The 26,007-nt window shown below is 32.3% G+C and carries 27 protein-coding genes and 1 tRNA gene; 9 read left to right on the forward strand and 19 right to left on the reverse strand.

Translation table 11 applies throughout. The features are described 5' to 3' along the window. Nucleotides 1–26: 26 nt before the first annotated feature. Complete coding sequence (gene ltrA, locus J3R86_RS11090; protein WP_207518488.1) at nt 27–1,313, reverse strand: group II intron reverse transcriptase/maturase; 1,287 nt, start codon at nt 1,311–1,313, stop codon at nt 27–29. 752 nt (nt 1,314–2,065) lie between these two features. Here ltrA and J3R86_RS11095 point away from each other — a divergent pair. After that, nucleotides 2,066–3,799 (forward strand): IS1182 family transposase, encoded by a 1,734-nt coding sequence (locus J3R86_RS11095; RefSeq protein WP_242685728.1) that lies wholly within the window; start codon nt 2,066–2,068, stop codon nt 3,797–3,799. 336 nt (nt 3,800–4,135) lie between these two features. Continuing rightward, nucleotides 4,136–5,230, forward strand: coding sequence for a YkvI family membrane protein (locus tag J3R86_RS11100; protein ID WP_207517340.1), 1,095 nt, complete (start codon nt 4,136–4,138; stop codon nt 5,228–5,230). A gap of 18 nt (nt 5,231–5,248) precedes the next feature. Here the strand turns inward: J3R86_RS11100 and mhqD are convergent, their stop codons facing one another. The 4 genes from mhqD to J3R86_RS11120 form a co-directional block, all read right to left on the reverse strand. Continuing rightward, nucleotides 5,249–5,842, reverse strand: coding sequence for a methylhydroquinone degradation carboxylesterase MhqD (gene mhqD, locus J3R86_RS11105; RefSeq protein WP_207517341.1), 594 nt, complete (start codon nt 5,840–5,842; stop codon nt 5,249–5,251). A gap of 37 nt (nt 5,843–5,879) precedes the next feature. Beyond that, nucleotides 5,880–6,848, reverse strand: a complete 969-nt coding sequence (mhqE, locus tag J3R86_RS11110) for a ring-cleaving dioxygenase MhqE (protein ID WP_207517342.1) — start codon at nt 6,846–6,848, stop codon at nt 5,880–5,882. A gap of 72 nt (nt 6,849–6,920) precedes the next feature. Beyond that, the gene (gene mhqR / locus J3R86_RS11115; protein ID WP_207517343.1) at nt 6,921–7,355 is read right to left on the reverse strand and encodes a MarR family transcriptional regulator MhqR; all 435 of its coding nucleotides are present in this window, start codon (nt 7,353–7,355) and stop codon (nt 6,921–6,923) included. A gap of 189 nt (nt 7,356–7,544) precedes the next feature. After that, nucleotides 7,545–8,468 carry a metal ABC transporter solute-binding protein, Zn/Mn family gene (locus tag J3R86_RS11120; protein WP_207517349.1) on the reverse strand — a complete coding sequence of 308 codons (924 nt, stop codon included), beginning with the start codon at nt 8,466–8,468 and terminating at the stop codon, nt 7,545–7,547. Nucleotides 8,469–8,663: 195 nt separating this feature from the next. Here J3R86_RS11120 and J3R86_RS11125 point away from each other — a divergent pair, with 195 nt between their 5' ends. Together J3R86_RS11125 and J3R86_RS11130 are read left to right on the forward strand one after the other, a co-directional pair. Then, the gene (locus J3R86_RS11125; protein WP_002463360.1) at nt 8,664–8,945 is read left to right on the forward strand and encodes a GNAT family N-acetyltransferase; all 282 of its coding nucleotides are present in this window, start codon (nt 8,664–8,666) and stop codon (nt 8,943–8,945) included. A 254-nt stretch (nt 8,946–9,199) separates the two neighbouring features. Then, entirely contained in the window at nt 9,200–10,009 is an 810-nt protein-coding gene (locus J3R86_RS11130) for a VOC family protein (protein WP_207517350.1), read from the forward strand. Nucleotides 10,010–10,075: 66 nt separating this feature from the next. Here the strand turns inward: J3R86_RS11130 and J3R86_RS11135 are convergent, their stop codons facing one another. The 3 genes from J3R86_RS11135 to J3R86_RS11145 all read right to left on the reverse strand — a co-directional run bounded on the left by J3R86_RS11135 (nt 10,076) and on the right by J3R86_RS11145 (nt 11,494). Further along, nucleotides 10,076–10,738 carry an NAD(P)H-dependent oxidoreductase gene (locus J3R86_RS11135; protein WP_207517352.1) on the reverse strand — a complete coding sequence of 221 codons (663 nt, stop codon included), beginning with the start codon at nt 10,736–10,738 and terminating at the stop codon, nt 10,076–10,078. Between the two features lie 175 nt (nt 10,739–10,913). After that, nucleotides 10,914–11,249, reverse strand: coding sequence for a type II toxin-antitoxin system PemK/MazF family toxin (locus J3R86_RS11140; protein ID WP_207517353.1), 336 nt, complete (start codon nt 11,247–11,249; stop codon nt 10,914–10,916). Next, complete coding sequence (locus J3R86_RS11145) at nt 11,246–11,494, reverse strand: AbrB/MazE/SpoVT family DNA-binding domain-containing protein (protein WP_207518556.1); 249 nt, start codon at nt 11,492–11,494, stop codon at nt 11,246–11,248. Before J3R86_RS11145 ends, J3R86_RS11140 begins: the two co-directional genes overlap by 4 nt. Before the next feature lie 734 nt (nt 11,495–12,228). Between J3R86_RS11145 and J3R86_RS11150 the strand changes: the two genes are divergently transcribed. Next, nucleotides 12,229–13,221, forward strand: coding sequence for a D-lactate dehydrogenase (locus J3R86_RS11150; protein ID WP_207517354.1), 993 nt, complete (start codon nt 12,229–12,231; stop codon nt 13,219–13,221). A gap of 535 nt (nt 13,222–13,756) precedes the next feature. On the opposite strand, the gene J3R86_RS11155 is transcribed toward J3R86_RS11150, so the two are convergent. Beyond that, nucleotides 13,757–13,846: transfer RNA gene (locus J3R86_RS11155), tRNA-Arg, on the reverse strand. A 225-nt stretch (nt 13,847–14,071) separates the two neighbouring features. Here J3R86_RS11155 and J3R86_RS11160 point away from each other — a divergent pair. Continuing rightward, nucleotides 14,072–15,316, forward strand: coding sequence for an aminoacyltransferase (locus tag J3R86_RS11160; protein ID WP_207517355.1), 1,245 nt, complete (start codon nt 14,072–14,074; stop codon nt 15,314–15,316). A gap of 145 nt (nt 15,317–15,461) precedes the next feature. On the opposite strand, the gene J3R86_RS11165 is transcribed toward J3R86_RS11160, so the two are convergent. Together J3R86_RS11165 and srtA are read right to left on the reverse strand one after the other, a co-directional pair. Beyond that, on the reverse strand, nt 15,462–16,262 hold the full coding sequence (locus J3R86_RS11165; RefSeq protein ID WP_207517356.1) for a Cof-type HAD-IIB family hydrolase: 801 nt from the start codon (nt 16,260–16,262) through the stop codon (nt 15,462–15,464). Between the two features lie 378 nt (nt 16,263–16,640). Continuing rightward, a complete protein-coding gene (srtA, locus tag J3R86_RS11170; RefSeq protein WP_207517357.1) occupies nt 16,641–17,249 on the reverse strand; it encodes a sortase in 609 nt (202 codons plus the stop codon). Nucleotides 17,250–17,454: 205 nt separating this feature from the next. Here srtA and J3R86_RS11175 point away from each other — a divergent pair, with 205 nt between their 5' ends. Next, the gene (locus J3R86_RS11175) at nt 17,455–17,946 is read left to right on the forward strand and encodes a GNAT family N-acetyltransferase (protein ID WP_207517358.1); all 492 of its coding nucleotides are present in this window, start codon (nt 17,455–17,457) and stop codon (nt 17,944–17,946) included. Nucleotides 17,947–18,009: 63 nt separating this feature from the next. Here J3R86_RS11175 and J3R86_RS11180 read toward each other — a convergent pair whose 3' ends face one another. From J3R86_RS11180 to J3R86_RS11195, 4 genes are all read right to left on the reverse strand, one after another. Continuing rightward, the gene (locus tag J3R86_RS11180; RefSeq protein WP_002463428.1) at nt 18,010–18,180 is read right to left on the reverse strand and encodes a hypothetical protein; all 171 of its coding nucleotides are present in this window, start codon (nt 18,178–18,180) and stop codon (nt 18,010–18,012) included. Between the two features lie 295 nt (nt 18,181–18,475). Next, complete coding sequence (sdaAA, locus tag J3R86_RS11185; protein ID WP_207517359.1) at nt 18,476–19,375, reverse strand: L-serine ammonia-lyase, iron-sulfur-dependent, subunit alpha; 900 nt, start codon at nt 19,373–19,375, stop codon at nt 18,476–18,478. 13 nt (nt 19,376–19,388) lie between these two features. Continuing rightward, entirely contained in the window at nt 19,389–20,069 is a 681-nt protein-coding gene (gene sdaAB / locus J3R86_RS11190) for an L-serine ammonia-lyase, iron-sulfur-dependent subunit beta (protein WP_207517360.1), read from the reverse strand. Nucleotides 20,070–20,071: 2 nt separating this feature from the next. Then, nucleotides 20,072–21,115, reverse strand: coding sequence for a PTS sugar transporter subunit IIC (locus J3R86_RS11195; RefSeq protein ID WP_207517361.1), 1,044 nt, complete (start codon nt 21,113–21,115; stop codon nt 20,072–20,074). Nucleotides 21,116–21,637: 522 nt separating this feature from the next. Here J3R86_RS11195 and J3R86_RS11200 point away from each other — a divergent pair. Continuing rightward, on the forward strand, nt 21,638–21,841 hold the full coding sequence (locus tag J3R86_RS11200; RefSeq protein WP_207517362.1) for a hypothetical protein: 204 nt from the start codon (nt 21,638–21,640) through the stop codon (nt 21,839–21,841). Between the two features lie 253 nt (nt 21,842–22,094). After that, complete coding sequence (locus tag J3R86_RS11205) at nt 22,095–23,018, forward strand: EamA family transporter (RefSeq protein ID WP_207517363.1); 924 nt, start codon at nt 22,095–22,097, stop codon at nt 23,016–23,018. Nucleotides 23,019–23,252: 234 nt separating this feature from the next. Here the strand turns inward: J3R86_RS11205 and J3R86_RS11210 are convergent, their stop codons facing one another. From J3R86_RS11210 to J3R86_RS11225, 4 genes are all read right to left on the reverse strand, one after another. Beyond that, a complete protein-coding gene (locus J3R86_RS11210) occupies nt 23,253–24,224 on the reverse strand; it encodes an alpha/beta hydrolase fold domain-containing protein (RefSeq protein WP_207517364.1) in 972 nt (323 codons plus the stop codon). A 159-nt stretch (nt 24,225–24,383) separates the two neighbouring features. Beyond that, nucleotides 24,384–24,716, reverse strand: coding sequence for a thioredoxin family protein (locus tag J3R86_RS11215; protein ID WP_002461878.1), 333 nt, complete (start codon nt 24,714–24,716; stop codon nt 24,384–24,386). Nucleotides 24,717–24,746: 30 nt separating this feature from the next. After that, the gene (locus tag J3R86_RS11220) at nt 24,747–25,151 is read right to left on the reverse strand and encodes an acyl-CoA thioesterase (protein ID WP_207517365.1); all 405 of its coding nucleotides are present in this window, start codon (nt 25,149–25,151) and stop codon (nt 24,747–24,749) included. A gap of 93 nt (nt 25,152–25,244) precedes the next feature. Then, nucleotides 25,245–26,003, reverse strand: a complete 759-nt coding sequence (locus J3R86_RS11225) for a CPBP family intramembrane glutamic endopeptidase (RefSeq protein WP_207517366.1) — start codon at nt 26,001–26,003, stop codon at nt 25,245–25,247. Between the last annotated feature and the right edge of the window lie 4 nt (nt 26,004–26,007).

The raw sequence follows: 26,007 nt of genomic DNA on the forward strand, positions 1-26,007 counted from the left end.
GAGCGTACGGTTCCGTACTCGGCGGTTCAATATCTTGCGTAAGCCGTCTCTGCGAGTTGGGTTAATGGTTCTAACCCCCACTTGTAGAGACGTTTTGTTGTAAGTGCACGATGAACTTCATGCGTTGATGATAAGCGCCAGTATTTCTTTCTTGAATTGGCAATTTTCATTGCACTCTTATGGTCAAGTCCATACTTACGTAACATCTTATATTTGGTTTTTATTCTTTTCCATCTTTTGAGGATTAGTTGTCTAATGCGTCGGTTTAACCATGATTGTAACTTCGTTACAAAACCTGTAATAAATCCTTTACCAAAGTAATTTATCCACCCTCGTGTTACTTGATTAATTTCTGATATAATCTCTTTAAAGGTACCTGGTCTATTTCGTTTCGTTAGACGTCTTAAGGTGCGTTTTAAATTTCTTCTTGCTTCCATAGTCGGTCTGAAACGATAAGTGCCATTTACTTTGGTCATTAGACAACTCAAGAACTTTAAACGTGTGATAGAACCTACCTTGCTCTTTTCACTATTTACAATAAGTTTAAGGTCTTTTTCGATAAACTTTGTCACACTTTCCATGACACGTTGACCCGCTCGTTTTGTACGTACAAAGATGACGAAGTCATCTGCATAACGAACAAAGCGATGACCACGTTTCTCCAATTCATTATCTAATTCGTGAAGATAAATATTACAAAGTAACGGGGAAATAACACCACCTTGCGGTGCACCTATTTCTCTACTTCGATAATTACCATTGAGGTCGATTGCACCAACCTGTAGGCTTCTACGAATAAATTTAGAAATGGCTTTATCTTGAACATGTCGTTCAAATAGATACATTAATTTATCATGGTTCAACATATCAAAGCACTGTTTTAAATCACAATCAACTGCAACTAAGTAACCTTCTTCATAGTATGTTGCACATTCTTTAAGTGCAGTTCCTGTACTACGATTCGGTCTAAAGCCATGACTGTGTTTTGAGAAAGTACGGTCGATACTAGGTTCAATGACTTGTTTAATGGCTTGTTGGATAACTCTGTCTCTTGCGACAGGGATTCCAAGCACGCGCTTTTTCCCATTTGATTTAGGTATTTCAACCTTTCTTACTGCTTGTGGCTTATACGTGCCATCAAGCAGTTTTTGTTTAATTTGTGGAAAGTATTTTGCGAAATGTGATGTTAATTCACTTACTCGCATGCCATCGATGCCAGGTGCACCGTTGTTTTTCTTCACTTTCTTAATTGCTTTTTGTATATTATTCTCTCTTACAACAAGCTCCATCATAGATGGAGACTCACGATACATTTCTTTCATTTCACCTAAGATTTACTGTACGCACTCATATATCCTTTTTCGTTCCACTACTTATCTTTCTATGAGTTGCCAATCATTAATTGTATTCTGTACGTTGTAAATCTCTAACCTCCATTCTTTACTTTGTATGAATATTGTTCAGTCCTTCAGTATTTCTACCTACTATGACCTCTGCTGACTTCTCATCATTCGTTATTACTACGATTTTTTTTATCGCTGATGAGACCTCCCCGGGTAAGAGTAACCACTTTCCACTCATTCCACTGCATCATTTACTATATAGAACTCGGGTAGTATCGGACTTTATCTTGTATTGCAGATTCATCCATTCCACATAGCCTTGTATGATATTTCTGTTCGTCAGTGCGAGTGTTTGCGTCCGACTTCCTTCAGATTCCATTTCACAATGGACACCCTTGTCTTTCGCTAACAGTTCCTACTACCAAGCCTGTAACGGACTTTCACCGTCTAGTAATTACCCATGCCGGGCGCACAATAATAGCACAAAGATGATTTTATTGTTAAATCGTCTTTGTGCTTCTTTATGTTCAATACTCCGTATTGTAGTTTCGCGTTCCTAGGGTGCTGTCTCAGCCTGTAGTCTTCGACTAGCACTGCTCCCTCAGGAGTCTTCACTACAATACTTCGTTTTTTATGTAATTTTACATGTAAATACTTCAAAAAAATAAGACACTTTCGTATAATTTAATAAATACCAATAAACCAAATTAACGAGGTGTCTTATGTATAAAGATTATAACATGACTCAACTTACACTACCAATGGAAACTTCAGTAAAAATTCCTCAAAATGATATTTCAAGATACGTTAATGACATAGTTGAAAGCATACCAGATAGAGAATTCGACGAATTCAAACATTATCGTGGTGCGACTTCATATCATCCAAAAATGATGTTAAAAATTATTCTATATGCCTACACACAATCTGTATATTCTGGAAGAAAAATAGAAAGATTACTCAATGATAGTCTTCGTATGATGTGGTTGTCTCAAAATCAAACACCTTCATATAAAACAATTAATCGATTCAGAGTCAATCCTAAAACAGATGCCTTAATTGAATCTTTATTTATCCAATTTCATAGTCAGTGTCTAAAGCAAAATCTTATTGATGACCAAGCTATTTTTATCGATGGAACCAAAGTCGAAGCTGATGCCAATAGATATACGTTCGTATGGAAGAAAAGTATTTTAAATTATGAAACAGATATAAACGAAAATTCAAAAACAATCTATCAAGAATTAGTAAAGGATAAAATTATACCAGAGATTATAGAAGATAAAGATACTGATTTATCAAAAGAAGATATTGATTTAATCGGTAGTCACTTGGATAAAGAAATCGAAGATTTAAATCAACAAATTGATAATGAAACACAACCAGAACTAAGAAAGCAAACTCGTCAAAAAAGAACTAAAATAAAAAAAGTTAAAAAGAAATTTGATGATTATTCTGACCGAAAGTCGAAGTACGAAGAACAAAAAGCAATTCTTCAAGACCGTAATAGTTATTCTAAAACAGACCATGACGCTACTTTTATGAGAATGAAAGAAGATCATATGAAAAATGGACAACTTAAACCAGGATACAATTTACAAATAGCGACAAATTCGCAATTTGTTTTATCATATAATGTCTACCAAAATCCAACAGATACTAGAACTTTAATACCATTTTTAACTTTAATTAAAGAAACCTACGGTTATTTACCTGAGTATATTGTCGCTGATGCTGGTTATGGTAGTGAACAAAATTACATGGCTATTATCGATGATTTTAATAGAACACCATTGATTACATATGGAATGTTTATTAAAGATAAAACTAAAAAATTTAAAAGTGACATTTTTAATACTCAGAACTGGGATTATGATGAAATCAACGATGAATTTATTTGTCCAAATCAAAAACGATTAGGATTTAAACGATATGCTTATCGTAATGATAAATATGGATTCAAAAGAGATTTTAAATTATATGAATGTGATGATTGTACAGATTGTCCACTCAAACATCAATGTATGAAATCAAAGTCAAAAACAAATAAAAAAATAATGAAGAATTATAATTGGGAGTATTTTAAATCTCAAGTAAATCAAAAGCTTTCTGAGCCAGAAACGAAAAAAATCTATAGTCAAAGAAAAATTGACGTAGAACCTGTTTTTGGATTCACGAAGGCTATTTTGGGGTTCACTCGAATGTCAGTTCGAGGACTCGATAAGGTTAAACGTGAACTTGGATTTGTATTAATGGCAGTTAACATAAGGAAGCTAGCAGCTCAAGGAGCTGTTTATTTCAAAATTAATAATGAAAAAGACAATTTCTATCAATTTTCAATAGAAATTGTCTTTTTTACTTTCACCAAGAACTTAATGTCCCAGGCTCTTAGGGAGTGGGATAGAAATAATTGTTTCATAACAAATTATTTCGTAATCCCACCCCGGCAAGACTGACTAGGTTTGTAAAACGTTGATTTATCAACATTTTACAAACCAGACAGTTACTGCCAAATGCTTGAATTTAAGTGTGACATGTTTTTGTCCCAGACTCTATACAGTTGTATGACAATAACAACTGTATTTTTCTATTTTAATAATTAGAAGCTCTAGCGCTATTGCTACTTTTGGCAACAATTATATTCCTTTTTCTACACGCTCGATTACTACAAGAGTTATAGACTTATCTCCTAAAAAAGCCAAAACTTTATTTTTTCTATTATTTGCTTTAAAATGTGTTGTTGAGTTTTTATATTATTTTATACTTTTATTTACTGAAGGGTTATGTATATCATGAGTTCTATCAAGGAGACAATTATTGTTGCTTTTGCATTTGTAGGTGTCGTAGTAGGTGCTGGTTTTGCTACTGGACAAGAGATTTTCCAATTCTTCACTAGCCATGGTTCATACAGTATCATCGGTATTATCGTTACTGGTATCATCGTTACTTTTGGTGGCATTATTGTCATGCAAACGGGATATCAACTTCAATCTACTAATCATACAAATTCTATTCATTATTTTTTACATCCATTCATCGCTAAATTATTTGATATTATTTTAACGGTATTTCTACTGTCATTAGCCATCATTATGACAGCTGGTGGTGCTGCAACGATACATCAAAGTTTCAATTTACCCTATTGGCTTAGTTCGCTAATCATTGTCATCAGTATAGCTGCTACTTTATTTTTAAAATTTGATCGTTTAATAGCAGTACTTGGGGGTGTCACACCGTTTTTAGTAGCAATTGTCACAATTATAGCTATCTATTACTTCACCAATGGCTCAATGGATATTCAGTCTGCTAACCAATATGCATCAGAACATCAATCTGCAACCTTTCACTGGTGGTTTGATGCTATCAATTATGCTAGTTTACAAATCGCTGCTGCCTTTAGTTTCCTTTCAGTCATGGGTGGAAGACTTAAACATCGTCAATCTGCTTTTTATGGTGGTTTACTAGGTGGATTATTAATCACTTTTCTACTATTAATGATTAATTTAGGATTACTGACGCAATTTAACCAAATTAAGCATATACCTTTACCAGCTTTATTATTAGCTAATCATATTTCACCATCGATTGGCTTAATTATGTCAGTGATCATGATACTCGTTATCTATAACACTGTAGTAGGATTAATGTATGCGTTTGCTACACGCTTTAGTCACCCATTTTCAACACGTTATTTTATGTTGATTATTGCAATGGCCGTATTAACTTATATTTGTACTTTTATAGGCTTTATTTCTTTAATTGGTAAATTATTCCCATTAATGGGCATCTTTGGATTTATTTTACTCATTCCAATTTTTTATAAAGGTGTTATTAATCACCTTTCCAACTCAAAAAAAGCTGATCGTCCGTCTGACAAAAGACGTTAACGACCAGCTTTTTTCTTATTAATTGTCTAATACTTGTTGCCCTGCTATTAAACCTTGTTGTGTAATTTCATGACTATTAACCCATACTTCAGTCACATTAGCACCTCGTGATTGAAATAAATCAATCACATGTTGACTACCTTCAAGTGTAACCATTGGATCATTTTCACCCATTGATAGCAATACCGACACATCACTCATATCTTTATTGTCAGCAATATCTAATGGGTATAATGGTGCATATAATAATGCCTTTTTAAAAGGTGCATCTGGGCGTAACATTAAATTAATAGCAATGTTAGAGCCGTTTGAGAATCCGACTAGTACGGCCTTTTCAAGATCAAAATCATACGTTTCAGCCGCTTCTTTAATAAAATTCAGCAATTCTTGGCCTCGGTATTCAAGATCCTCTAAATCATAAATACCATCACCTAATCTCTTAAAATAACGATTCATGCCATTTTCAGAAATTTGTCCTCGAATACCTAACAAATTGTAATTAGGATTCAACGCTTCACCTAAAGGTAATAAATCATGTTCATCGCCACCCGTACCGTGTAATAAAATTAGCGTTGGTGACTCGTGTTTACCTGGTTTAAATATATGTTTCATATCATTATCCTCCAATCCTTTTAGTCATTTCTCATACTTAATCATGCTGTCTTGTTGTATCGAATGCTCTGATTTCTGATTCAATATAATCTCTTTTACTTTCTAAAAATGGTGGTAATGATAAACTTTCACCTAATGTTTCATAAGGTTCATCGCCCATAAATCCAGGGCCATCAGTTGATACTTCTATTAAAATATGACCTACTCGTGCATATAATGCTTCAAAGAAGAAACGATCTACTAGACCAGAATTAGATAAGCCAATTTCTTCATATTTATCAGCCCATGCTTGAATTGCATCATGATCACTTACTCTAAATGATACGTGATGAACTTCACCATAACCTTGTCGTGCTACAGGGCTTTCAGTATCTTTTCTTAATATGACTTGTCCGCCATTACCACCTTCGCCAACTTCCAGTAATGCAACATCTTCTTCACTCACAATAGTAGTCATACCATAAACAGTTTCTAAAATATTTTTAAAGTCTTCGAAGTAGCTTACTGTAATTTCGATAGGACCTAAACCATAAATAGCTTTATCTTGTGGTACTGGACCATTTTTCCAAGGAATACCAGGCGCTACACCTTTATTATTTTCATCTGAAATAAGTTGATACACTTGTCCATCAGATTCCTCAAATGGCAATACTTTTTTACCAAATAATTCTTGAATACCATCATGTTTTACACCATAGTCATTAAAACGTTGTGCATAATATTCTAGCGCTGCATCATTAGGCACACGGAATGATGGTCTAGAAATTGAATTTGTACCTGAATGACCTTGTGGAATATCAGGGAAATCGAAGAATGTCATATCTGTACCAGCAGAACCAACATCATCTGCAAAGAAAGTATGATACGTATAAATATCATCTTGGTTTACTGTTTTTTTAACTAATCTCATACCTAATACATCTGTGAAAAATTTATAGTTACGTTCCGCATCATCTGTAATAGCAGTAACGTGGTGAATTCCTAATAATTGAGTATTGTTTGTCATAATAAATGCCTTCTCTCTTTTGTAATTTATTTCTAATTCGAGATAATTCTCGCTAATTTTTTAGTGCACGATTTACACTTTGGTAGATTGTGCACTTAATTTCTTAAAAGCCTGTTGTAAGATCATTAATTCGTCGTCTGTTAATACTCCAAATGCTTCAGTTAACGTTGCAGCGTGTTGTGGAAAAATAGTAGCCATTTGTTGTTGTCCATAGTCAGTCAAACAAGCCATATAAACCCTTTTATCTGTAGTATCTTTCTGACGCGTGATCCATCCTTTATTTTCAAGTTGTGCCACAACATACGAAATACTACTGCTTGCGATTAATACTCGGTCTCGAATACGTTGAATAGGTTGCGGCCCTTTATTATAGAGTAATTCTAGAACTGCAAACTCAGTAATATTCAAACCATATCGCTTAGCATCTTCTTTAGTGATTTGTTCTAGCTTATCTAATGCTCTATTCATACCTACAAAGGTGTTAAGTGATTGCTTAGTTCGCTCCATTTCACCACCGCCTTTCTTATTTATTTCGATTTCGAGATAAATTATATACCTAGTATTTTATATTGTCAACACCTTAGCTTATGCTGTCGTCAAAGCTACCACATCAACGATTGTACTGAAACAATAAAAACAGAGGCATCAGATACCCCTGTTTAGTTTAATTCATACTGTGCTATGTCAGTATGTTGTTTAATCATTCAATGCTTGTTGTAATGAACGAATATTTTTCTTCATTAATGATTGATATGTTATATCTTGATTTTGTTCTTCTTTAGTTAAGGTTGCCATATTATGGAAACTTAAAGGTTCTGTATTCGTCTCTTTCTTTATAACATCAGTAACTTTTGATGAAATATTCTGCTCATATAATACATACGGCATCTTAGCATCTTTAATATCGTGAACGATGCTCAATACTTTTTTCTGACTAGGTTCTTCATCATTCATGCCGTTGACACCCTCTTGTTCAAAGTCATAACGTTTAGCTAAGTATCCAAGAGAATCATGAGAAATAATTACTTTATGACGTTTAGCATGTTTAGTTGCTTTTACTAATTGTTCGTTAATATGTTCTAGGTCTTTATCCACTTTTTTATAATTATCTTCATAATATGAACGATGCTTAGGATCTTGTGCTATTAATTTATTTTTAATTTCTTTGGCAAAAGTGCGTTCTACTACTGGATCTAGCCAAATATGAGGATCATACTCTGAATGTTCATCTTCATCAGCTTTTAATAATTGAGAAGACTTCAATGACTCAGCTAAAGGTAATTTCATCTCTTTATTATTAATAGACTTAGCAATTTTACCAGCAACTGGATCCATTTTGTTACTAGAATAAATAAATAAATCTCCCTTAGCAATTTGTAACATATCTTTTTGCGTTGGTTCATAAGAATGAATGTCTGCACCCGCAGGATATATTGATTTTACTTCAGCATATTTACCACCAATTTGAGACGTGATACTTTGAAATGCAAATGTCGTAGTAAAGATTTTCATTTTATTTTTTTCACTAATATTATCTTTGTTATGTTCGTTATTATTACCACAAGCAGCTATACTTATCGACATGATCAACAATGCTGCAATTAATACTATTTTTTTCAATCAGATGTCCTCCAAAGCGTAATTATTCCGTATTCAACTATATGTTAATTGACTTTAAAATGCAATATAAATAATTAGAATCGTCATATTTACATAACACTGATTCAAAACAATTTTTAACATCATTAAACACATGCAAGGTTTGGTTCATAAAAACAAGGGAATATATAATATATATAAGGAGTTGATACAATTATGAGTATTGAAATTAAACAAGGTCATAATAAATTTTACGTTGGTGACAATGAAGACCAACCGCAAGCAGAAATCACATTTAAATATGTAGATAATAATGAAATTGATATTAATCATACTGGTGTATCAGATGAATTAGGCGGCCAAGGTGTAGGTACGAAGTTAGTTAAAGCTGTAGTACAACATGCACGTGACAATAATCTTAAAATTATTGCAACTTGCCCATTTGCTAAAAATGTTTTAGAAAAAGATGATACTTTCCAAGATGTTTATTTAGGATAATAAGCATTTACCAAAGTGTCTGTGACAAACAACATTGATAGTTAATATAGTGTGGTTGTAAGTAACTGACTGAATGATGAAAATGATGATAAATCAGATACTGCTGGAGTGGGACTACGAGATAAATTTCCGAAAATTTATTTCATAGACCCACTCCTTTTTTATTTTTTACTATACTTTTATATTTCAAAGTAGTATACTTTTTATATTAAATAATATAAATATACTAGAGAAAGAAATTGAGGCGACTTATTATGGCTTTTCATGATATAACAGCAACACAAGTAACAAATATTAATTTAAATGTTAAAGACTTAAATCTGATGACAGACTATTATACAACTATTTTAGGATTCTCAATAAAAGAACAGGATGACAATAAAGTCATATTAGCTGTTGGCAGTGGTGGTCACACAATCACTTTACAATTATTAGTAGACGGACGTGAGCCTTCTCCTCGCGAAGCCGGCCTCTTCCATATCGCATATTTACTACCAACCACTGAAGACTTAGCTAACTTTTTATATTTTGTAGCTCAAAAAGGTATGGGAATGGGTGCTGGAGATCATCTTGTCAGCGAAGCTTTATATTTTAATGATCCAGAAGGTAACGGTATTGAAGTTTATCATGATAGACCTGCTGATGAATGGCAATGGGAAGATGATAAAGTTAAAATGGATACGTTAGAAGTTGATGGCGAAGCACTGATTCAACAACGTACATTAGATGGTTGGCAAGGTATGCCCGATGGCGCTATGATAGGTCATTTACACCTTAAAACACATGATTTAGATGATGCGCGTCATACTTACATTGATCAATTAGGATTAGAACATATTTCCGTGTTACCGCGTGCTTTATTTATGTCTACGAATCATTATCATCACCATATGGCTGCCAATATGTGGCAATCTAATCAAAAACGTCTAGATAATCAGTCAAGTTATGGTTTAACTCATATTGATATTTATAAACCTAATGTTGATGAATACAACTTCAATGCACCTGAAGGATTTACGATTACGGTTCATTCAAATACAGATCTAGTTCCAGTTAAATCATAGTAACAAGGCCACCGTGCATTACTCATAATATCGAGTATGCAGAGTGGCCATTTTTTCATTATTATGTTATTCAATCCACTCAATAACGTCTTCTTGTGCTTGACGTGTTTTTTCTTTAGGGGGATCATCTTGTCTATAACCAAATGCTACCATAACAGAAAGACCGAATTGTTCTGTATCTACTATACCTTTGTTAGCAAGTATATCAGTCACTTTATCTAAATCAAATCCTTCCATTGGACATGAATCAATACCTAATAATGCAGCTGTTGTCATCATATTTCCTAAAGCAATATACGTCTGTTTACTTGCCCAATCATATAATGTGCGTTCGTTATCATTGATATGAAACCCTGTTTGGAAATCATCATATTTTTGTTCCACAGCTGGAATTGTCGACGCTTCATATTGTTTAATATCTCTAATCATATGTTGTACATGTTTAGATTTAGAAGTCACATTTTTACGCGCTAAAATTAACACAAAATGGCTCGCAGTCGCCAATTGCTTAGCTGCTCCCCAACTATACGCTTTTAACTCATCTCGTAACACTTGATCTTGAATAACTAAAAACTTCCATGGCTCTAAACCAAGTGAACTTGGCGATAATCTTGCCGCTTCTAAAATAGTATCGAAATCTTCTGTAGCTATTTTTTTATTTGAATCAAATTGTTTTGTTGCATGTCTAAAATTAAATGCATCAATAATCGTTTGATTAATATTATTCATTGAACATACCCTCCAACATGTCATTTGTATTCAAATTATAAGTTAGAATTGACAAAGTCGAAAGTAATTGGTTTTGTGTTTGATATTGTATATTAAATAACCTATTCATACGTTTTAACCGTCATTTTAAATTTTATACAATAACAACAACTATTTTAATTGTGAGAGATTTTTATTATTGTGGTTTTAGAAAAGTATTGATGGCTAGTAAGACGTCGTTTTTCAAGCTGTCTTGTAACTCGTCTCTATAATTATACTCGTGTGCATTTAGATTTAACGCGCGTATTTGTACAGTATCAATCACACCTGTAACTAATCGCTTTTTAGATTTAACTTCTATATCGGTTGGAAATTTCGGTTCACGACTTGTGATTGGCAAGATCCACACAAAATTTGTGCCTTTAATTGTCATATCGTTGTTGATGACTAAACATGGTTGTATCTTTTGCTTTTCGCGACCTTTTGTTGGGTCTAGGTCGATGTATAAAATGTCGAATTGCTTAACACTCATATTTCTCTACCGATACTTTCGCCAAAATCAATTTCAGATTTGATATACTTACCACCGTTTTTAAAGAAATTGGTAATTTTATCTTCAATTGTTTCTTCTTTCTTCTTGATGAATATACCATCATTCATCTGTTGTACTTCAACTTTATCTCCTATTTCAAAATGAATTAGTTGGAGTGTTTGTTTGCTTAAACTAAGCGCTTTACTATTGCCTGATTTAAAGACACGTTCATTGGTTTTATTTATATCATTTGTTTTAGCCATGTGTATCATCTCCTATCTTCTCGTATTATATCGCTCGTACTTACTCACGTAAATACATTATATATAAGGTTCCAATAGTTTATTTAATACCTTAATAATTACATATTGGAGATAATTTGATTATGAATAATTATATGATTCGATAACACAATATGATTAACAAATGTAAACAACACAAAGAATTGGAAAATAAGTGGGTCCAGCAGTAGTTTTAGAATTTGTGGAATAATTAAAGGATACGTACGCATTCAAAATAATACTTGAAGTTTTAAACATACCCAAACCGACATATTATAGATGAAAAATGAATCAAAATAAACTCTATTGCTAAAAAAGCCATTGATTTATGTTAAAACAACAACTATATCTACATTTATCGTAAAGTTACAGCGTTAATTAATCACTAATCATCTACACCTATTCATCATAAAAGCGTTCAGGGAATTATGCATGGAACAATGTGCTCAATTGCTTTAATAACATTGTAATTTATCCTGTAGAAAAATACATAGATTATCATAAATTGAGAATTCAACAAATACTAGGCTACTTTTTCCTATAGATTTTAGAAAATTAGCAGCCTGGAATATAGTGTTTTTATTAATTTCTCAATTTAATGATTTATTTTAATTGTGATTATTTTCACAATTAACTTTTTATGTTACAGTATAGATATAACGAAGTTTAAATTTTCTAATAAAAAGGGGTTTTTAATAATGACAAGAATTATGTTCTTTGGTACACGCGATTATGAGAAAGATATGGCACTTAATTGGGCTAAAAAACACAATATCGACGTAACGACTTCTACAGAACTTTTATCTAGTGATACGGTTGACCAACTTAAAGATTATGACGGTGTAACAACAATGCAATTTGGTAAACTTGAAGAAGATGTTTATCCTAAATTAGAAGAATATGGTATTAAACAAATTGCACAACGTACTGCTGGATTCGATATGTATGACTTAGATCTTGCCAAAAAACACGATATTATTATTTCAAATATTCCAAGTTATTCACCAGAAACAATTGCTGAATACTCTGTATCTATCGCTTTACAATTAGTACGTAAATTCCCACAAATTGAGCGTCGTGTACAAGAAAATAACTTTACTTGGGAAGCTGACATTGTGTCTAAACCTGTTAAAAATATGACAGTTGCTATCATTGGTACTGGTCTTATCGGTGCTGCTACTGCTAAGATTTATGCTGGTTTTGGTGCTACAATTACCGCTTATGATGCTTATCCTAATAAAGATTTAGACTTTTTAACTTATAAAGACAGCGTTGAAGAAGCAATTAAAGACGCTGATATCATTTCACTACACGTCCCAGCTAATAAAGATAGCCATCATTTATTTGATAAAGCTATGTTTGATAAAGTAAAACCAGGTGCTATCTTAATCAATGCTGCTCGTGGTGCTGTTATTAATACACCAGATTTAATTGACACAGTAAATAATGGTACATTAGCAGGCGCAGCTATTGATACTTATGAAAATGAAGCACCATACTTCACACATGATTGGACTCAAAAAGAAATTGATGATCCAACATTAGTAGAATTAATTGAAAACGATAAAATTTTAGTCACACCACATATCGCTTTCTTCTCAGATGAAGCTGTCCAAAACTTAGTTGAAGGTGGTTTAAACGCAGCATTATCAGTCATTGAAACTGGTACTTGCGATAGTCGTCTAAACTAACTCATATAAATATAAGTACTTTAACAAAGTGGACTGATATTTTCTACTTACATTCCATCAATACAACAAATAGATAACCTAAATATATGACGAGCCACCCATGTTAATCTGGGTGGCTCGTTTTTTATATTCTATTGGGAGTGGGACAGAAATAAATTTTATATAAAATTTATTTCGTATATGCCCGTCTTGCACATTTAAAGCTACTTAGATTTTAATCTTTAGTAGCTTTTATGCAATTGTTGCGTTAGCAACCAATTGTAATCCCTATATTTCTCTATGACGGGTCCCTCCCACGCCGGCAATACTAACTAGGTTTTTAAAATGTTAATAAATCAAAATTTTAAAAATCAGATAGTTACTGCTAAATGCTTGAATTTAAATGGTAATTATTATACTTCAATGTTGAATTACAAATTATACCTTTTCAATCATAAATTTTAAAAATTCACATAATTCTAACTATGATATTTTAAAAATAAACATAAAAAAAGATAGCTACGTATGATGATCATACGCAACTATCTATAAGTAACGGAGGGAGAAGGATTTGAACCAACGCGAGCAATAAAGCTCCTAATCAACCGAAGTTGATTTCCCTTAAGCCAGACTTGGGTATCCCTCCACAATTCAACTGTTTCTTATTATACACAGTTTCAAAATAATTGTAAAGTATAAAATATTAATAAATCCATTTTTTTTAAATTTTGTTTACTGACCACTTAATTATATATTACACAAAATAAACACAAATAATTCATATACTATAACTATTATATCGTGTTACTATTTATGTATAAATTTAAGAATGTAGCGCGATACTTATATTATCAAACAAAGGGGTTCACATATGTATTTTACACTATTAACTGAGCAGGAATATGACAATTTCATTAATCATCACCCAGCTCATTTCACGCAATCTATTGAACAATATCGTTATAGAAAGCAACACAATAATGATGTTCATCTTGTAGGGGTTAAAGACAATAACGAAGTACTGGCTGCTTGCTTATTATCAGAAGCACGTGCTTTAAAGTTTTTTAAATATTTTTATTCTCATAAAGGACCTGTATTAGATTTCAGTAATGCATCACTTGTTGATTGCTTTTTCAAAGGATTAACTAAATATTTAAAGAAACAGCGTACACTTTTTGTCTCTGTCGATCCTTATATTTTAGAAAGTATTAGGGATGCTGATGGTCACATCATTGAAAACTTTGATAATACTAACCTCATCAATCAATTAAGTAAGATTGGCTACCAACACCAAGGTTATCCAATAGGTTATCATCAAAAGAGTCAAATACGCTGGCTATCCGTACTTGATATAAAAGGTAAAAGTAAAGAAGCAATTTTAGAAGATATGAGTTATCAAACACGTCGTAATATTAAAAAGACCATAGAAATGGGCGTTCAAACAACTGTACTTGATATTTCAGAAACTGAGCGTTTTTACAAATTATTTAAAATGGCCGAAGAACGTCATAATTTTAAATATCGTGAAAATCCTAATCAATTTTTTATTGAAGCACAGCGTATGTATCCAAACAATTCAATGATTAAATTAGCATACATCGATTTAAACAAATATTTAAAGCAATTGAATGATAAATATGAAACTTTAACATCACAACTACAAATTTTAAGTGAAAAATTATTAGAAAACCCAAATTCTAAAAAAACCAAAACACAAGTCAATCAACTGAATGACCAACTGACAAGCCAAAATAAAAAAATAGCCCAAACACAACAATTAATGACAACTGAAGGACATATATTAGATTTAGCAGCTGCTTTATATATCTTCAATAAAGATGAAGTCTATTACTTATCAAGCGGTTCCAACCCTAAATTCAATCAATTTATGGGAGCCTATGCTTTACAATGGGATATGATCCAATTTGCTAAAGATCATGACATCCCTCGTTATAATTTCTACGGAGTAACTGGTGATTTTAGTGACAGCGCTGAAGACCTGGGCGTACAACAATTTAAAAAAGGATTTAACGCCCATGTCGAAGAATACATTGGAGATTTTGTTAAGCCTATTCGTCCACTATTTTATAAATTATATTTAACAATGAACAAATAACCTTATCTCTTTAATACTGTGAAATTAATATAAATAAAAATACACCCAAAAGTTTAGTTCATACTAAAGTGACAATTAGTACGTTGAATGCCAATATTCAACCTCTAAGTCTCGTTCAGCTATACTATCTTTTGGGTGTTTATTATTATTGCTTAAGTACTTGCTGTTCAATCACTGTTAAGACGCCTTGTTCATCATTACTTGGCGCTACATGTGCTGCAATATCAAATAGTGTTGGATCTTGACTATTTTCCATTACGTAACTATGTTCAGCAAATTCTAACATGTCTTTATCGTTATTCGCATCACCAAAAGCCATTAAATTAGATGCAGACATATGCCAACTATCTAGCAATCTCTTTAATGCTTGACCTTTCGTCATATTTGGCATAATAATATCTACACTATCATGACCACTTGACACTAACTTGATGTCACCATTAAATTGTTGACTGACCTCGTCATCAACGTTTGGGTGTGTTTGACGATTAATATTAAATGCTATTTTGACATAATCATCTTCAGGCAACGCTTGTAATGATTCAATTTCCTCTAATTGATGATAATAAAATTGTGTATCTTCTTTAAATGCCGTCGCTGTATCTTTTAATATATAAGCACTTTTCACTCCACAAATGACTAAATTGTCGATGCCTTGCTCAACATTTAAATAATCGACTACTTGCTGAAATACATCTCTATCAAAGCTTTTATAGTTATATATCTCATTTCCTTTATAAATGACTGCCCCATTCTCAGAAATAAAATACATATCACGGTCACCAAAAATTGATTTTAATTTAGCATATTGATTACCGCTTGCTGCAATAAATAATATATCTCTTTCTTGAAGTTCATGGTAAATCTTGTCGAAACGTTTCTGATCGTATTGCTTGCTGGAATCTAAAAATGTGCCATCCATGTCTACTGCAATTGCCTTAATCATGACAATGCCTCCTCATATTGATCCTTTATTTATATTATATCGGGAAGATATGAGTTGATGAAGTTACCTAAACCATACTGAAACTATATTCATATTATGAAATTACTTTCATGAGTTAAAAATAATCTCCTTTTAGTTTGTCATGTTGTCATTAGAATTTTTCTATGTTGGGTCCCTACCTCAGGAGTCTCGGCTTCAAAATAATTTGAGTTTTAAATTATTATTTTTTTATTTATCAGTCCAAAAAAATAGAGAACCTAAAAAAGCCACCTAAGTTGAGATTTAATCATCAAAACTTAAGTGGCTTTATTATTAATTTTCTTCGTAAGAAACTAGCGTCACGTCATAATGCTTTATTTACTGTTATCTTGTAAGTATTTATTTTATTTCTTTAGCGACAAATATTTTACGTGTTTCCCAAACACCCGTTTTCTCATTGTAATTATCACATGTAATTAATGTTAGTTGATTTTTCTCACCTTTATGTTCATCCAATACTTTAACATCTGTTGGATCAACATCTCTAATACTTGTCATCTTATATTTACGCATTTCATTACCAACTTTAAAGTAAACTTTACTACCTTTTTTAGCTGCTTTTAAATTTGTAAACTGATAGTGTGGACGATCAAGGAATGTATGTCCTGCAATAGAAATATTTTGATCACTAAGTGACTCGTCACCCTCTGCAAAGCTTACACCACGATTTAATTGTTCAGGTGTTGCTGGTCCAGGATAAACTGGCTCTTTAATGTCTGCATCAGGCACTTCAATATAACCTGCAATTTGTGATTTATCTTTTGATATCTGTGGTTGCTCTTTTTTATTTTGTTCTTGTGATACCTTTTTATCATAGTTTTCAATTTTCTTGTCATTATCTTTATCATGTAAGTAATTATCAATATGTGGCTTAGCAAATAAATATACCGCTATCAAGATAAGTACAACGCCAACAATTGTAATTAATCGATTTGTCCATTTTTTCATAATATGGGTACTCCTTTTATATCTGTCGCTGTGAATTTATATATTTTAATCAGTATAGCACTAAATATGCAACTTATCATAATATTAATCTTCGCATTACATATTTTATTACACGCAATCTAACTATCTCTTTCTTCTTACATTGCGCATTTAATTATTTAGTAGTATAACTAGTTTAATTACATTAATAACTGGAGGTATTACCATGATTCGACAAGCATGTAATGATGACTTACCATACATATTAAATATATATAATGATGCTATTATTAATACAACAGCTGTTTATACATATGATGCACAAACACTTGAAGAACGTCAAACCTGGTTTAACAATAAAACACAGGCTAAAGAGCCTGTGTTCGTTTACCTACACAATAATCAAGTTGTCGGATTTGCTACTTATGGTCCTTTTAGAAATTGGCCAGCATATCAATATACAGTTGAACATTCTATTTATGTCGATCCCACAGCTAAAGGTCAAGGTATTGCAACTAAACTATTACAACACTTGATTCAATATGCTACTGATGCAGGTTATCGTATGATGATTGCAGGTATTGATGCATCGAATGAAGCAAGTATTAATTTGCATCATAAATTCAACTTTAATTATGCAGGTACTTTATCACATGTTGGTTATAAATTTGATCGTTGGTTAGACTTAGCATTTTATCAATTAGATTTAGCCAAATAACATCACGTTATCACACTTCAACAATCGTTATGATATATGTATTTACATATATTTGCGATGTTGCTACTCTTTATTGTCAATAACAAAACGAACATAATAGTACATAAAGACAATAATCATACTTAAAGATAGTGATTTAAATAATAGATTGACCCATGTCCCCTCAGTTGTGCACCAATAAGTAATCGTTGTGTTAATGATGAATGCTATAAAAATGATTGATAATTTTAGCATTTCATCAGCCCCTTTTAAATTATTTTAATTTTATAAGGGTAAATTTGCAATCGATAATTAATTTTATATGTCATTTTCATATATTTTTATATCTTTATACAATAATGCTCTGAATTTTAGCCATACATATCATCTTTCTATACTATAAAAATGGTTCTCTCCCATATTGGACTGATACATCATTATTCACTCTTTAATCATCAGCCCTAAAAATAGTGAATCTAAAAATACGGGATTGTCACTGTTTTACGTTACGTGACAATCCCGTATTTTACTACTATATCAATCATATAGCTTAATTATTTTTAACGAATTCTTCAGCATCACCAAAAATTTTACGTTTAATCGCTTCACCTGTTGGTGTACCGGCTAATCCACCAAGTCCTGTTTCACGTAATGAAGCTGGTAAATTTCTACCTACTCTATCCATTGCGCCAATCACTTCATCGACTGGTATTCTACTTTCAATACCTGCCAACGCTAAGTCAGCTGATATTAATGCATTTCCTGAACCAATCGCATTTCTCATCACGCAAGGTATTTCAACTAAACCTGCTACAGGATCACAAACTAATCCTAATAAGTTACTGATTGCTAATGCCATTGCATGTCCAGATGCTTCTGGTGTACCTCCAAAAATTGATACAGCTGCCGCTGCTGCCATTGCTGATGCTGAACCAACTTCTGCTTGGCAACCACCTGTAGCACCAGCAACACTCGCGTTATTTGCTACAACTCTACCAAATAATGATGCTGTAAATAAGAAATCAATCATTTGATCTTCTGTTAAGTTATGTGTTTTTTCTAATTTGAATAATGCACCAGGTATTGTTCCTGATGATCCTGCTGTTGGTGTTGCACATATAATTCCCATAGCTGCATTGACTTCGTTAGTCGCTACAGCACCTTTTACTGCCTCGATCATTTCATAACCAGATAAAGCATGATGCGTTTCATTATAGTCACGTAATTTAGCTGCATCGTGACCAGTATATCCTGTAACACTTTCAACACCATCACCTGTTGTCCCTTTTTCAACAGCATCACGCATAACTTCTAAGTTTTGATGCATTTGCTCACGTACTTCTTCACGCGATCTACCACTTAATTCCATCTCTTCTTGGATCATCATATCCGCAAATGAAATGTTATGCTCTACAGAGTAATCTATTGTCTCTCTGATTGAATCAAACATCTTTTTTCCCCCTTTAATTTATATAGGAAACGGTTAAGTTACTGTATTTGTCTTGTAATTGATCTAATGTTGATTCTGAGATTGCTTTATTTAAAGGTAATACAACTAAACTGTTATCTTCACTTGTTTTAACTAATTCTTCTCTATAATCAATTTTAAGATCATTAATGTGATTAATTAAGTGATTTGTTTGTGATTTAGTGATGGCACCATCAAACACTAAAATAGGCAAGCCATTATTTAAATCGACACTTAAACCATTGATATGGATACCTTTAATTTTGATTGTACCGCCACCAATAGAAATACCAATGACTTCAATATATCGTCCATCTTCACGCGTTGACTTTAAATAAGCACAGTTTGGATGTTGACCAATACTGTCTCCTTCTTCTTCAATAATATCTATATCAATGCCATCATCTGCCGCAATGTCTAGTGCTGACTTAATTCGATTATCAAATGTTGAGTAACCCATAGCACCACCTACAATTGCTACATCAGTACCATGCCCTTGATGTGTTTTGGCAAATGACTCATAATAATGTATTTCTAATTTTTTAGGTATGTCACCTAATATTTCACGTGCAGCATTACCTATCTTAACGGCTCCTGCTGTATGTGAACTTGAAGGTCCCATCATAACAGGACCGATAATATCGAACGCACTTTGGTAATCATAACTTTTAGCCAAAATTAAACACTCCCTTTAACATGATTCTTTTTACTTGGTGTCTTAACGTTGATATTCATCAAGTTAAATTTATTTATCATTGTACCAATCATATATGCTAATAAAATACTAACAATAATGACGATAATTATAGTAATAATTGATCTTACTGCATCGTTAAATCCGAACAACACAATCGCACCTGCTATAGGCGTTGCCATACCTTTGACACCTATAACTAAACCACTGAAAGTGACGATACACGCATTTACTACACCGACAATAGCGTTTGTACCATAAAGTTGTAATGGATAACGCGCAATTAAATCAATTTGCGTTAATGGTTCAATTCCAACAGCAAATGCTTTGGAAGGTCCTCCTATGTGTAACTTGCGGAATAAGACAAAGTTTACGAATGAACTTCCCGTACAAGTTAAGGCACCTATTGCCATTGGAACACCTGTAAGTCCAAGTAAACTTGTCAGTACCATTGAACTTAATGGTGTCATTCCCGTTACTGGTATAACGAGTCCTAAGATAACTGCCAATGCATATGGATTGTTGTCACCAACTGCTGTAACAGCACTACCAATTTGTTTCAACGTTGCCATCACACCAGGTGTAATAACTGAAGCAAGTAAGAAGGCAATTGCAGGTGCAAATAAAATAACTACAATTAAGTCCAATCCTTCTGGTACTTTCTTTTCAATCCATTTAATCACAAAAGCAACCGCGTATGCTGCAATGAATGCTGGTAATAATTTAAAATCATGTAATACTAGCCCAACGATGACAGCAAATACAGGTGCCACACCTAAATTGAGACAAGTCAAAATACCTACAGCAATACCACTTAAACTACCTGCTAAATCTCCAATATCTTGCAGGAATTTAATATCAAATACGCCACCTATAGCGTAACTAAGAAATGCTTGTGGTAAAAATGTCGCACAAGCTGCACCGGATAATGCTTGAAGTCCTTGCTTGCCGTATGGTGCGTACTTTAAGAATAATGTCATGATGACCAATACCATGACTAAGGTTCCAACACCTAACAGAATATCCATTTCCCAAAAACCTCTTTCCATCTATTAATTTTCTTCTAGTCCATAAACATCGTACACTCTAAAGAAAACGTTTTCAACATTTAAATGTTATCAAATTAATTAATAGTGATAATTGTTTCATTTTTGTGAAAGTTTTTAAAAATCTTTTATTTGGTTTTGCACTTAAATTGTTAAATATTTATATAAATAACCTTTTACTCCAAAAAATAAATTATTTCTTTTTTGTGATTAATCTCATCCATAAATGTATTGCACTACTTTTTAAACGACTGATTTATGAGTGGAAATTAATCATATTTTAAACGACTTATCTATTTTAACGCGTACAATTTGTTTTTGTAACAATTTAGCCATATTTAAAAATAACTTATTACACTGATATTTGCAATTTTTTCTTATTTTGCAATATTTGGCATTACTTTTATAACTTTTACACTTTGTAATGTCATCTTTACACTCAATTAACAACTGGTCGTTACACTAAAAGTAATTCATATTACAAATGATTCGGAGGCGTTACTTATGCGTATGCACCATTCATCTAAAATTGCAATTGGTATTTATTTAGCAACTATTTTCATTAGCTTTTCTGTCTATTTATCAATTATTTTAATCACAAGTATGTCCGGTCATGACGTTTCTCAAATCGTTCTAGATAGTAAACAACAACATCATACATCTATGCATCAAGATCATTTAAGTTTGCCTAAAATTTCTTTTGACTAACTGCTTTTGATGCCATGCCATATTCCGTTGTTATTTCATTATTCATCGTCAAGACATCGTCCTATCCACTATGGTGTCTTTCCATCTATGCATCTTTAAAATTTGTGCAAAATGACTGACTTTCTCTCTCTAAATCATCCTTTTTTATATTTCTTTTCCTAACTAAAATAGATATGATATTACTAAAACGATTATTAATAATTAATATGCACTAACAATAGTAAACATCATTAATAGATTTGAGGTGATATCTATGTATAATCAATCATCATTACGTCTAAAAGGCATCATTTTAGCCATTATTGGTGCTTGTTTGTGGGGATTAGGAGGCACTGTATCCGATTATTTATTTAAATATCAAAATATCAATATAGATTGGTATGTCACTGCAAGGTTAATGGTCAGTGGTGTGTTTTTATTGGCTATTGCTAAAATATTAAATCCTAAGCAATCAATATTCGTTGTCTTTCAACAACCTCGTATGTTATTTAAATTGCTAGTCTATAGTTTATTGGGAATGTTAATCGTACAATATGCCTATATGGCGTCTATCAATACTGGCAATGCAGCAATTGCTACTCTATTACAATACATTGCTCCTGTTTATATCATTATTTGGTTTGTCTTGAGAGGTCATGCTAAATTAACGTTGTTTGATATTTTAGCTGTCATCATGACTTTAGTTGGGACATTTTTATTATTAACTAATGGCTCATTATCTAATCTCGTCGTTAATCCTGCAAGTTTATTTTGGGGTATATTAGCTGGGGTTGCATTAGCATTTTATACCATTTATCCAACGGAATTGTTGAGTCGTTTTGGTTCAATTTTAATTGTTGGTTGGGCGATGCTTATTTCCGGGGTTATGATGAATTTAAGACATCCAATTTGGCAAGTTCATGTAGCACACTGGAACATTGCAACGATACTATTTCTATTATTTGGTATCTTAGGTGGAACGGCACTTGCTTTTTATTTGTTTATTGATAGCCTACAATATCTTTCTGCCAAAGAGACAACATTGTTTGGCACAATAGAACCTGTAGTTGCCATTATTGCTAGTAGCGTCTGGCTACATATTGCATTTAAGCCATTTCAAGTTATTGGTATTGTTTTAATTATGGTTCTCATTTTATTACTATCTTTAAAAAGACAACCTAAACCAGATAGCGATTAACTATCTAGGGTTAAGAATGCTAACTAACGGTAGTCAAAGCAATATTAATATCACTATTTTCTACTGCCCCAAACTAAATAAAACTCTGATGAGGTCATAGTATACGTGAACAATACATTCACTTGTTATGACAGTATTCATCAGAGTTTTTTGTCATTATTGAGGTTTCCTCGAAATTGGACTGATACATAATTATTCACTTGTTAATTATCAGTTCTAAAAAATAGAGCGCTATTATTTATTTAAAATTGTCTTTAATTGGTAAATAAAACGTTGTCTTTCCGGAATGTTAAATACCGGATAAATGTGAAATTGGTAATGTCCAGGAATGAAATCATGGTCGATGCCTTTAGCGCTCAATAATTGAGATAAATTAACAGCATCAGGGAATAAAATTTCTTTAGTACCGGCTGTTAAAGTAATGCGACCTAAACCATCTACATCTCCATTTATAGGTGAAATACGATAATCTTCTAGCGCTGTATCGCCAGCCCATTGTCGTACTAAGTATTGTGTACCTTCAACACCAAGCATCGGATCTTTTTTCAAGTATTTAGGAATTTCTGGATGACGCATTGTTGCATCTAACACTGGTGAAATAAGAATGATGTGGCCAGGTTGTGGTAATTGCTGTTGTTTTAATAATTGAGCAAATGATAATGCAATTTGACCACCTGCTGAATCTCCCATCACTATTAATTGTTCAGGATTATCAACCTCTTTTAACGCTTGTTGATAAAGGTTTGTTATTAATTCATTTGTTGCTTTGTAGTCGTGGTGAGGTATTTTAGGATAAATGGGCATGATTACTTTAGCTCTCAATATTTGAGCCATTTCATCTACAAATTCAAAATGTTCAACTAATGGATCTTGGAACCATGCACCACCATGTAAATATAACACTGTTTGTTGTTGCTTATGATGTTGATCATTAAGTATATATACTGTAGAGCCAAACATTTTTTCTTTAGTAACTGGTGACGTAAAATGATAATCTGTACCTTTGTATTCACCTTTCGTTAATGGTGCCATATCAGCTAAAGCTTGTTGGGCTTTTTGCTGCGAAGCAAAAGTCTTTTTCATTCCAGCCAAACGAATTATTTGCTCTAGGACAAAACTTTTAACACTTCTTTTTTCTCGGATTTTAATATGTGCATATGCTGCAACTAAAAACGCTAAACTAAAGGCTGTTTTTTTTCTCTTCATAGCAATGGTCTCCTTTTGTCAATATCTTGTTTTATTCTACTTTATCATGTTAATTATTATTTATTCCAATGATTGTTGCTAGATTCAATTATATTTCTATGCAAAAAAGCTGACACGACAATCAATTACGTCGTATCAGCCTTTCCATTATATGTTTGTTTATTGTTCAGTCAAACTGTCATTCATTTGTTTTAAGTAGTGTTCAAATCGTTGCATATCAATAAAGCGTCCTTGACGATGCATTTCTTTGCCATCCATAAAAATCAAATCTACCGGTACAGTGAAAATATTAAGCTCCCCTGCAATGTCTTCAACATGACTTTGATTGATGACACCTAAAGGTACATTAGGATAATTCGACATTAAATCTTGAATTTGAGGTAATACAGCATGACAGACACTACAATTATCGCGCATAACATGTACAACAGTTAATGGATACTGTTGTATAAATACTTTAAATTCATCAACACTATTAAGTTGGTTAACCATACTGAACACCTCTTTATGTTATTATCCTGTTTACTTCAAAATATCTTGAAACACTTGTGGCATTTTCATAATTTTTTGACGTTCTAAATCAAGAAATCCACCTGTTTGATAGCCAATACAATGTACTGTTCCTTCAGAAACAATTTCAAATTTGAAAATCCATTTCATTTTACTAGCTTGAATTAAGTAACATCGACCTATCGGTTTATCATGAATCGTAATCGGCGTCTTATATTCCACTTCTGTCTTCATTAAAATTGGTGACATGTGTTGTGACATCATTTCTGAATAATTCATATGTTGATTAATGAAGACTGTTCTTAAATCTTCAAACCATCGAATATAGACGATATTACTTACAATTCCCATGGCATCAATATCATAGCCATTCACTTCAATATCTTTTTGTGCTACTAATTTTCCTTCTTCAGCCATTGTGCTAATTCCCCTTATTTCTATTACAATTCGTTAATATATTTTTATTACTTTTCCGATTAAAATACAAGCAATTCAACCTACTTATGTCTACTATTTCATTAATATACCAATATAAATAATGATAATCGGTAATGTTACAGTAAAATTGTTTATCATATGCACCATCATACTATCTCTAATGTTACCTCGTCGTTTATATGCTAAATAAAAGACAATTCCCATACAGAAATAAAGTGAAAATTCAAAAATTGTTCTAGGATTGTGGAACATAGCAAAAATTGCAGATGATACTATGAATGGTAACCAAAATATGCCTGGTTTAAATACTGCTTCTGTTAATATACCTCTATAAACTAATTCTTCTAGGTATGGTGTTATAACTGAAATACATAAGACAACCACAATAACAATACTAATATGTGGTAAATGTACCTGATCACCTAATATACTAGTATTTTCTGCTATCATTTCGCCATTTCTTGTGTTCTCTTGATGATTAAACGTTTTGATTAACAAAGAATTTAATATTGAAGAAATAAATGCTAAGAATACAAATCCAATATTAATTAATACGTCTTTACCTTTAAATTTATGTTGGATTTTGCGATAACCTTTAATTCGGTAGTATTTGCGTAATAGCCAACATAGACCTATACCAGTAATCATAATTCCGATACTCACTAATATATTAATAACATCATTATACTTATACGATACTGAAAGATAGATCATTGCAATCAATAATGGAATTTGAATGACTATTGCTAATAAAATCACAATGACTAATTGAAGTATTCTTTGCCACAATGATTTATCATATTTATTATCTTGTTGCTTATTAATCGTCATACAA

This window comes from Staphylococcus simiae (assembly GCF_017357005.1).
GTDB lineage: Bacteria > Bacillota > Bacilli > Staphylococcales > Staphylococcaceae > Staphylococcus > Staphylococcus simiae_A.

Coding starts and splice junctions, on each gene's coding strand:
- J3R86_RS11215 (WP_002461878.1), bottom strand. CDS start 24,716: ATGGTTAACCAACTTAATAGTGTTGATGAATTTAAAGTATTTATACAA.
- J3R86_RS11140 (WP_207517353.1), bottom strand. CDS start 11,249: ATGAGTGTTAAGCAATTCGACATTTTATACATCGACCTAGACCCAACA.
- J3R86_RS11180 (WP_002463428.1), bottom strand. CDS start 18,180: ATGCTAAAATTATCAATCATTTTTATAGCATTCATCATTAACACAACG.
- J3R86_RS11200 (WP_207517362.1), top strand. CDS start 21,638: ATGCGTATGCACCATTCATCTAAAATTGCAATTGGTATTTATTTAGCA.
- J3R86_RS11130 (WP_207517350.1), top strand. CDS start 9,200: ATGGCTTTTCATGATATAACAGCAACACAAGTAACAAATATTAATTTA.
- J3R86_RS11150 (WP_207517354.1), top strand. CDS start 12,229: ATGACAAGAATTATGTTCTTTGGTACACGCGATTATGAGAAAGATATG.
- J3R86_RS11165 (WP_207517356.1), bottom strand. CDS start 16,262: ATGATTAAGGCAATTGCAGTAGACATGGATGGCACATTTTTAGATTCC.
- mhqR (WP_207517343.1), bottom strand. CDS start 7,355: ATGGAGCGAACTAAGCAATCACTTAACACCTTTGTAGGTATGAATAGA.
- J3R86_RS11220 (WP_207517365.1), bottom strand. CDS start 25,151: ATGGCTGAAGAAGGAAAATTAGTAGCACAAAAAGATATTGAAGTGAAT.
- J3R86_RS11175 (WP_207517358.1), top strand. CDS start 17,455: ATGATTCGACAAGCATGTAATGATGACTTACCATACATATTAAATATA.
- J3R86_RS11225 (WP_207517366.1), bottom strand. CDS start 26,003: ATGACGATTAATAAGCAACAAGATAATAAATATGATAAATCATTGTGG.
- mhqD (WP_207517341.1), bottom strand. CDS start 5,842: ATGAAACATATATTTAAACCAGGTAAACACGAGTCACCAACGCTAATT.
- mhqE (WP_207517342.1), bottom strand. CDS start 6,848: ATGACAAACAATACTCAATTATTAGGAATTCACCACGTTACTGCTATT.
- J3R86_RS11205 (WP_207517363.1), top strand. CDS start 22,095: ATGTATAATCAATCATCATTACGTCTAAAAGGCATCATTTTAGCCATT.
- J3R86_RS11160 (WP_207517355.1), top strand. CDS start 14,072: ATGTATTTTACACTATTAACTGAGCAGGAATATGACAATTTCATTAAT.
- srtA (WP_207517357.1), bottom strand. CDS start 17,249: ATGAAAAAATGGACAAATCGATTAATTACAATTGTTGGCGTTGTACTT.
- ltrA (WP_207518488.1), bottom strand. CDS start 1,313: ATGTATCGTGAGTCTCCATCTATGATGGAGCTTGTTGTAAGAGAGAAT.
- J3R86_RS11125 (WP_002463360.1), top strand. CDS start 8,664: ATGAGTATTGAAATTAAACAAGGTCATAATAAATTTTACGTTGGTGAC.
- J3R86_RS11135 (WP_207517352.1), bottom strand. CDS start 10,738: ATGAATAATATTAATCAAACGATTATTGATGCATTTAATTTTAGACAT.
- J3R86_RS11095 (WP_242685728.1), top strand. CDS start 2,066: ATGTATAAAGATTATAACATGACTCAACTTACACTACCAATGGAAACT.
- sdaAA (WP_207517359.1), bottom strand. CDS start 19,375: ATGTTTGATTCAATCAGAGAGACAATAGATTACTCTGTAGAGCATAAC.
- J3R86_RS11100 (WP_207517340.1), top strand. CDS start 4,136: ATGAGTTCTATCAAGGAGACAATTATTGTTGCTTTTGCATTTGTAGGT.
- J3R86_RS11210 (WP_207517364.1), bottom strand. CDS start 24,224: ATGAAGAGAAAAAAAACAGCCTTTAGTTTAGCGTTTTTAGTTGCAGCA.
- J3R86_RS11195 (WP_207517361.1), bottom strand. CDS start 21,115: ATGGATATTCTGTTAGGTGTTGGAACCTTAGTCATGGTATTGGTCATC.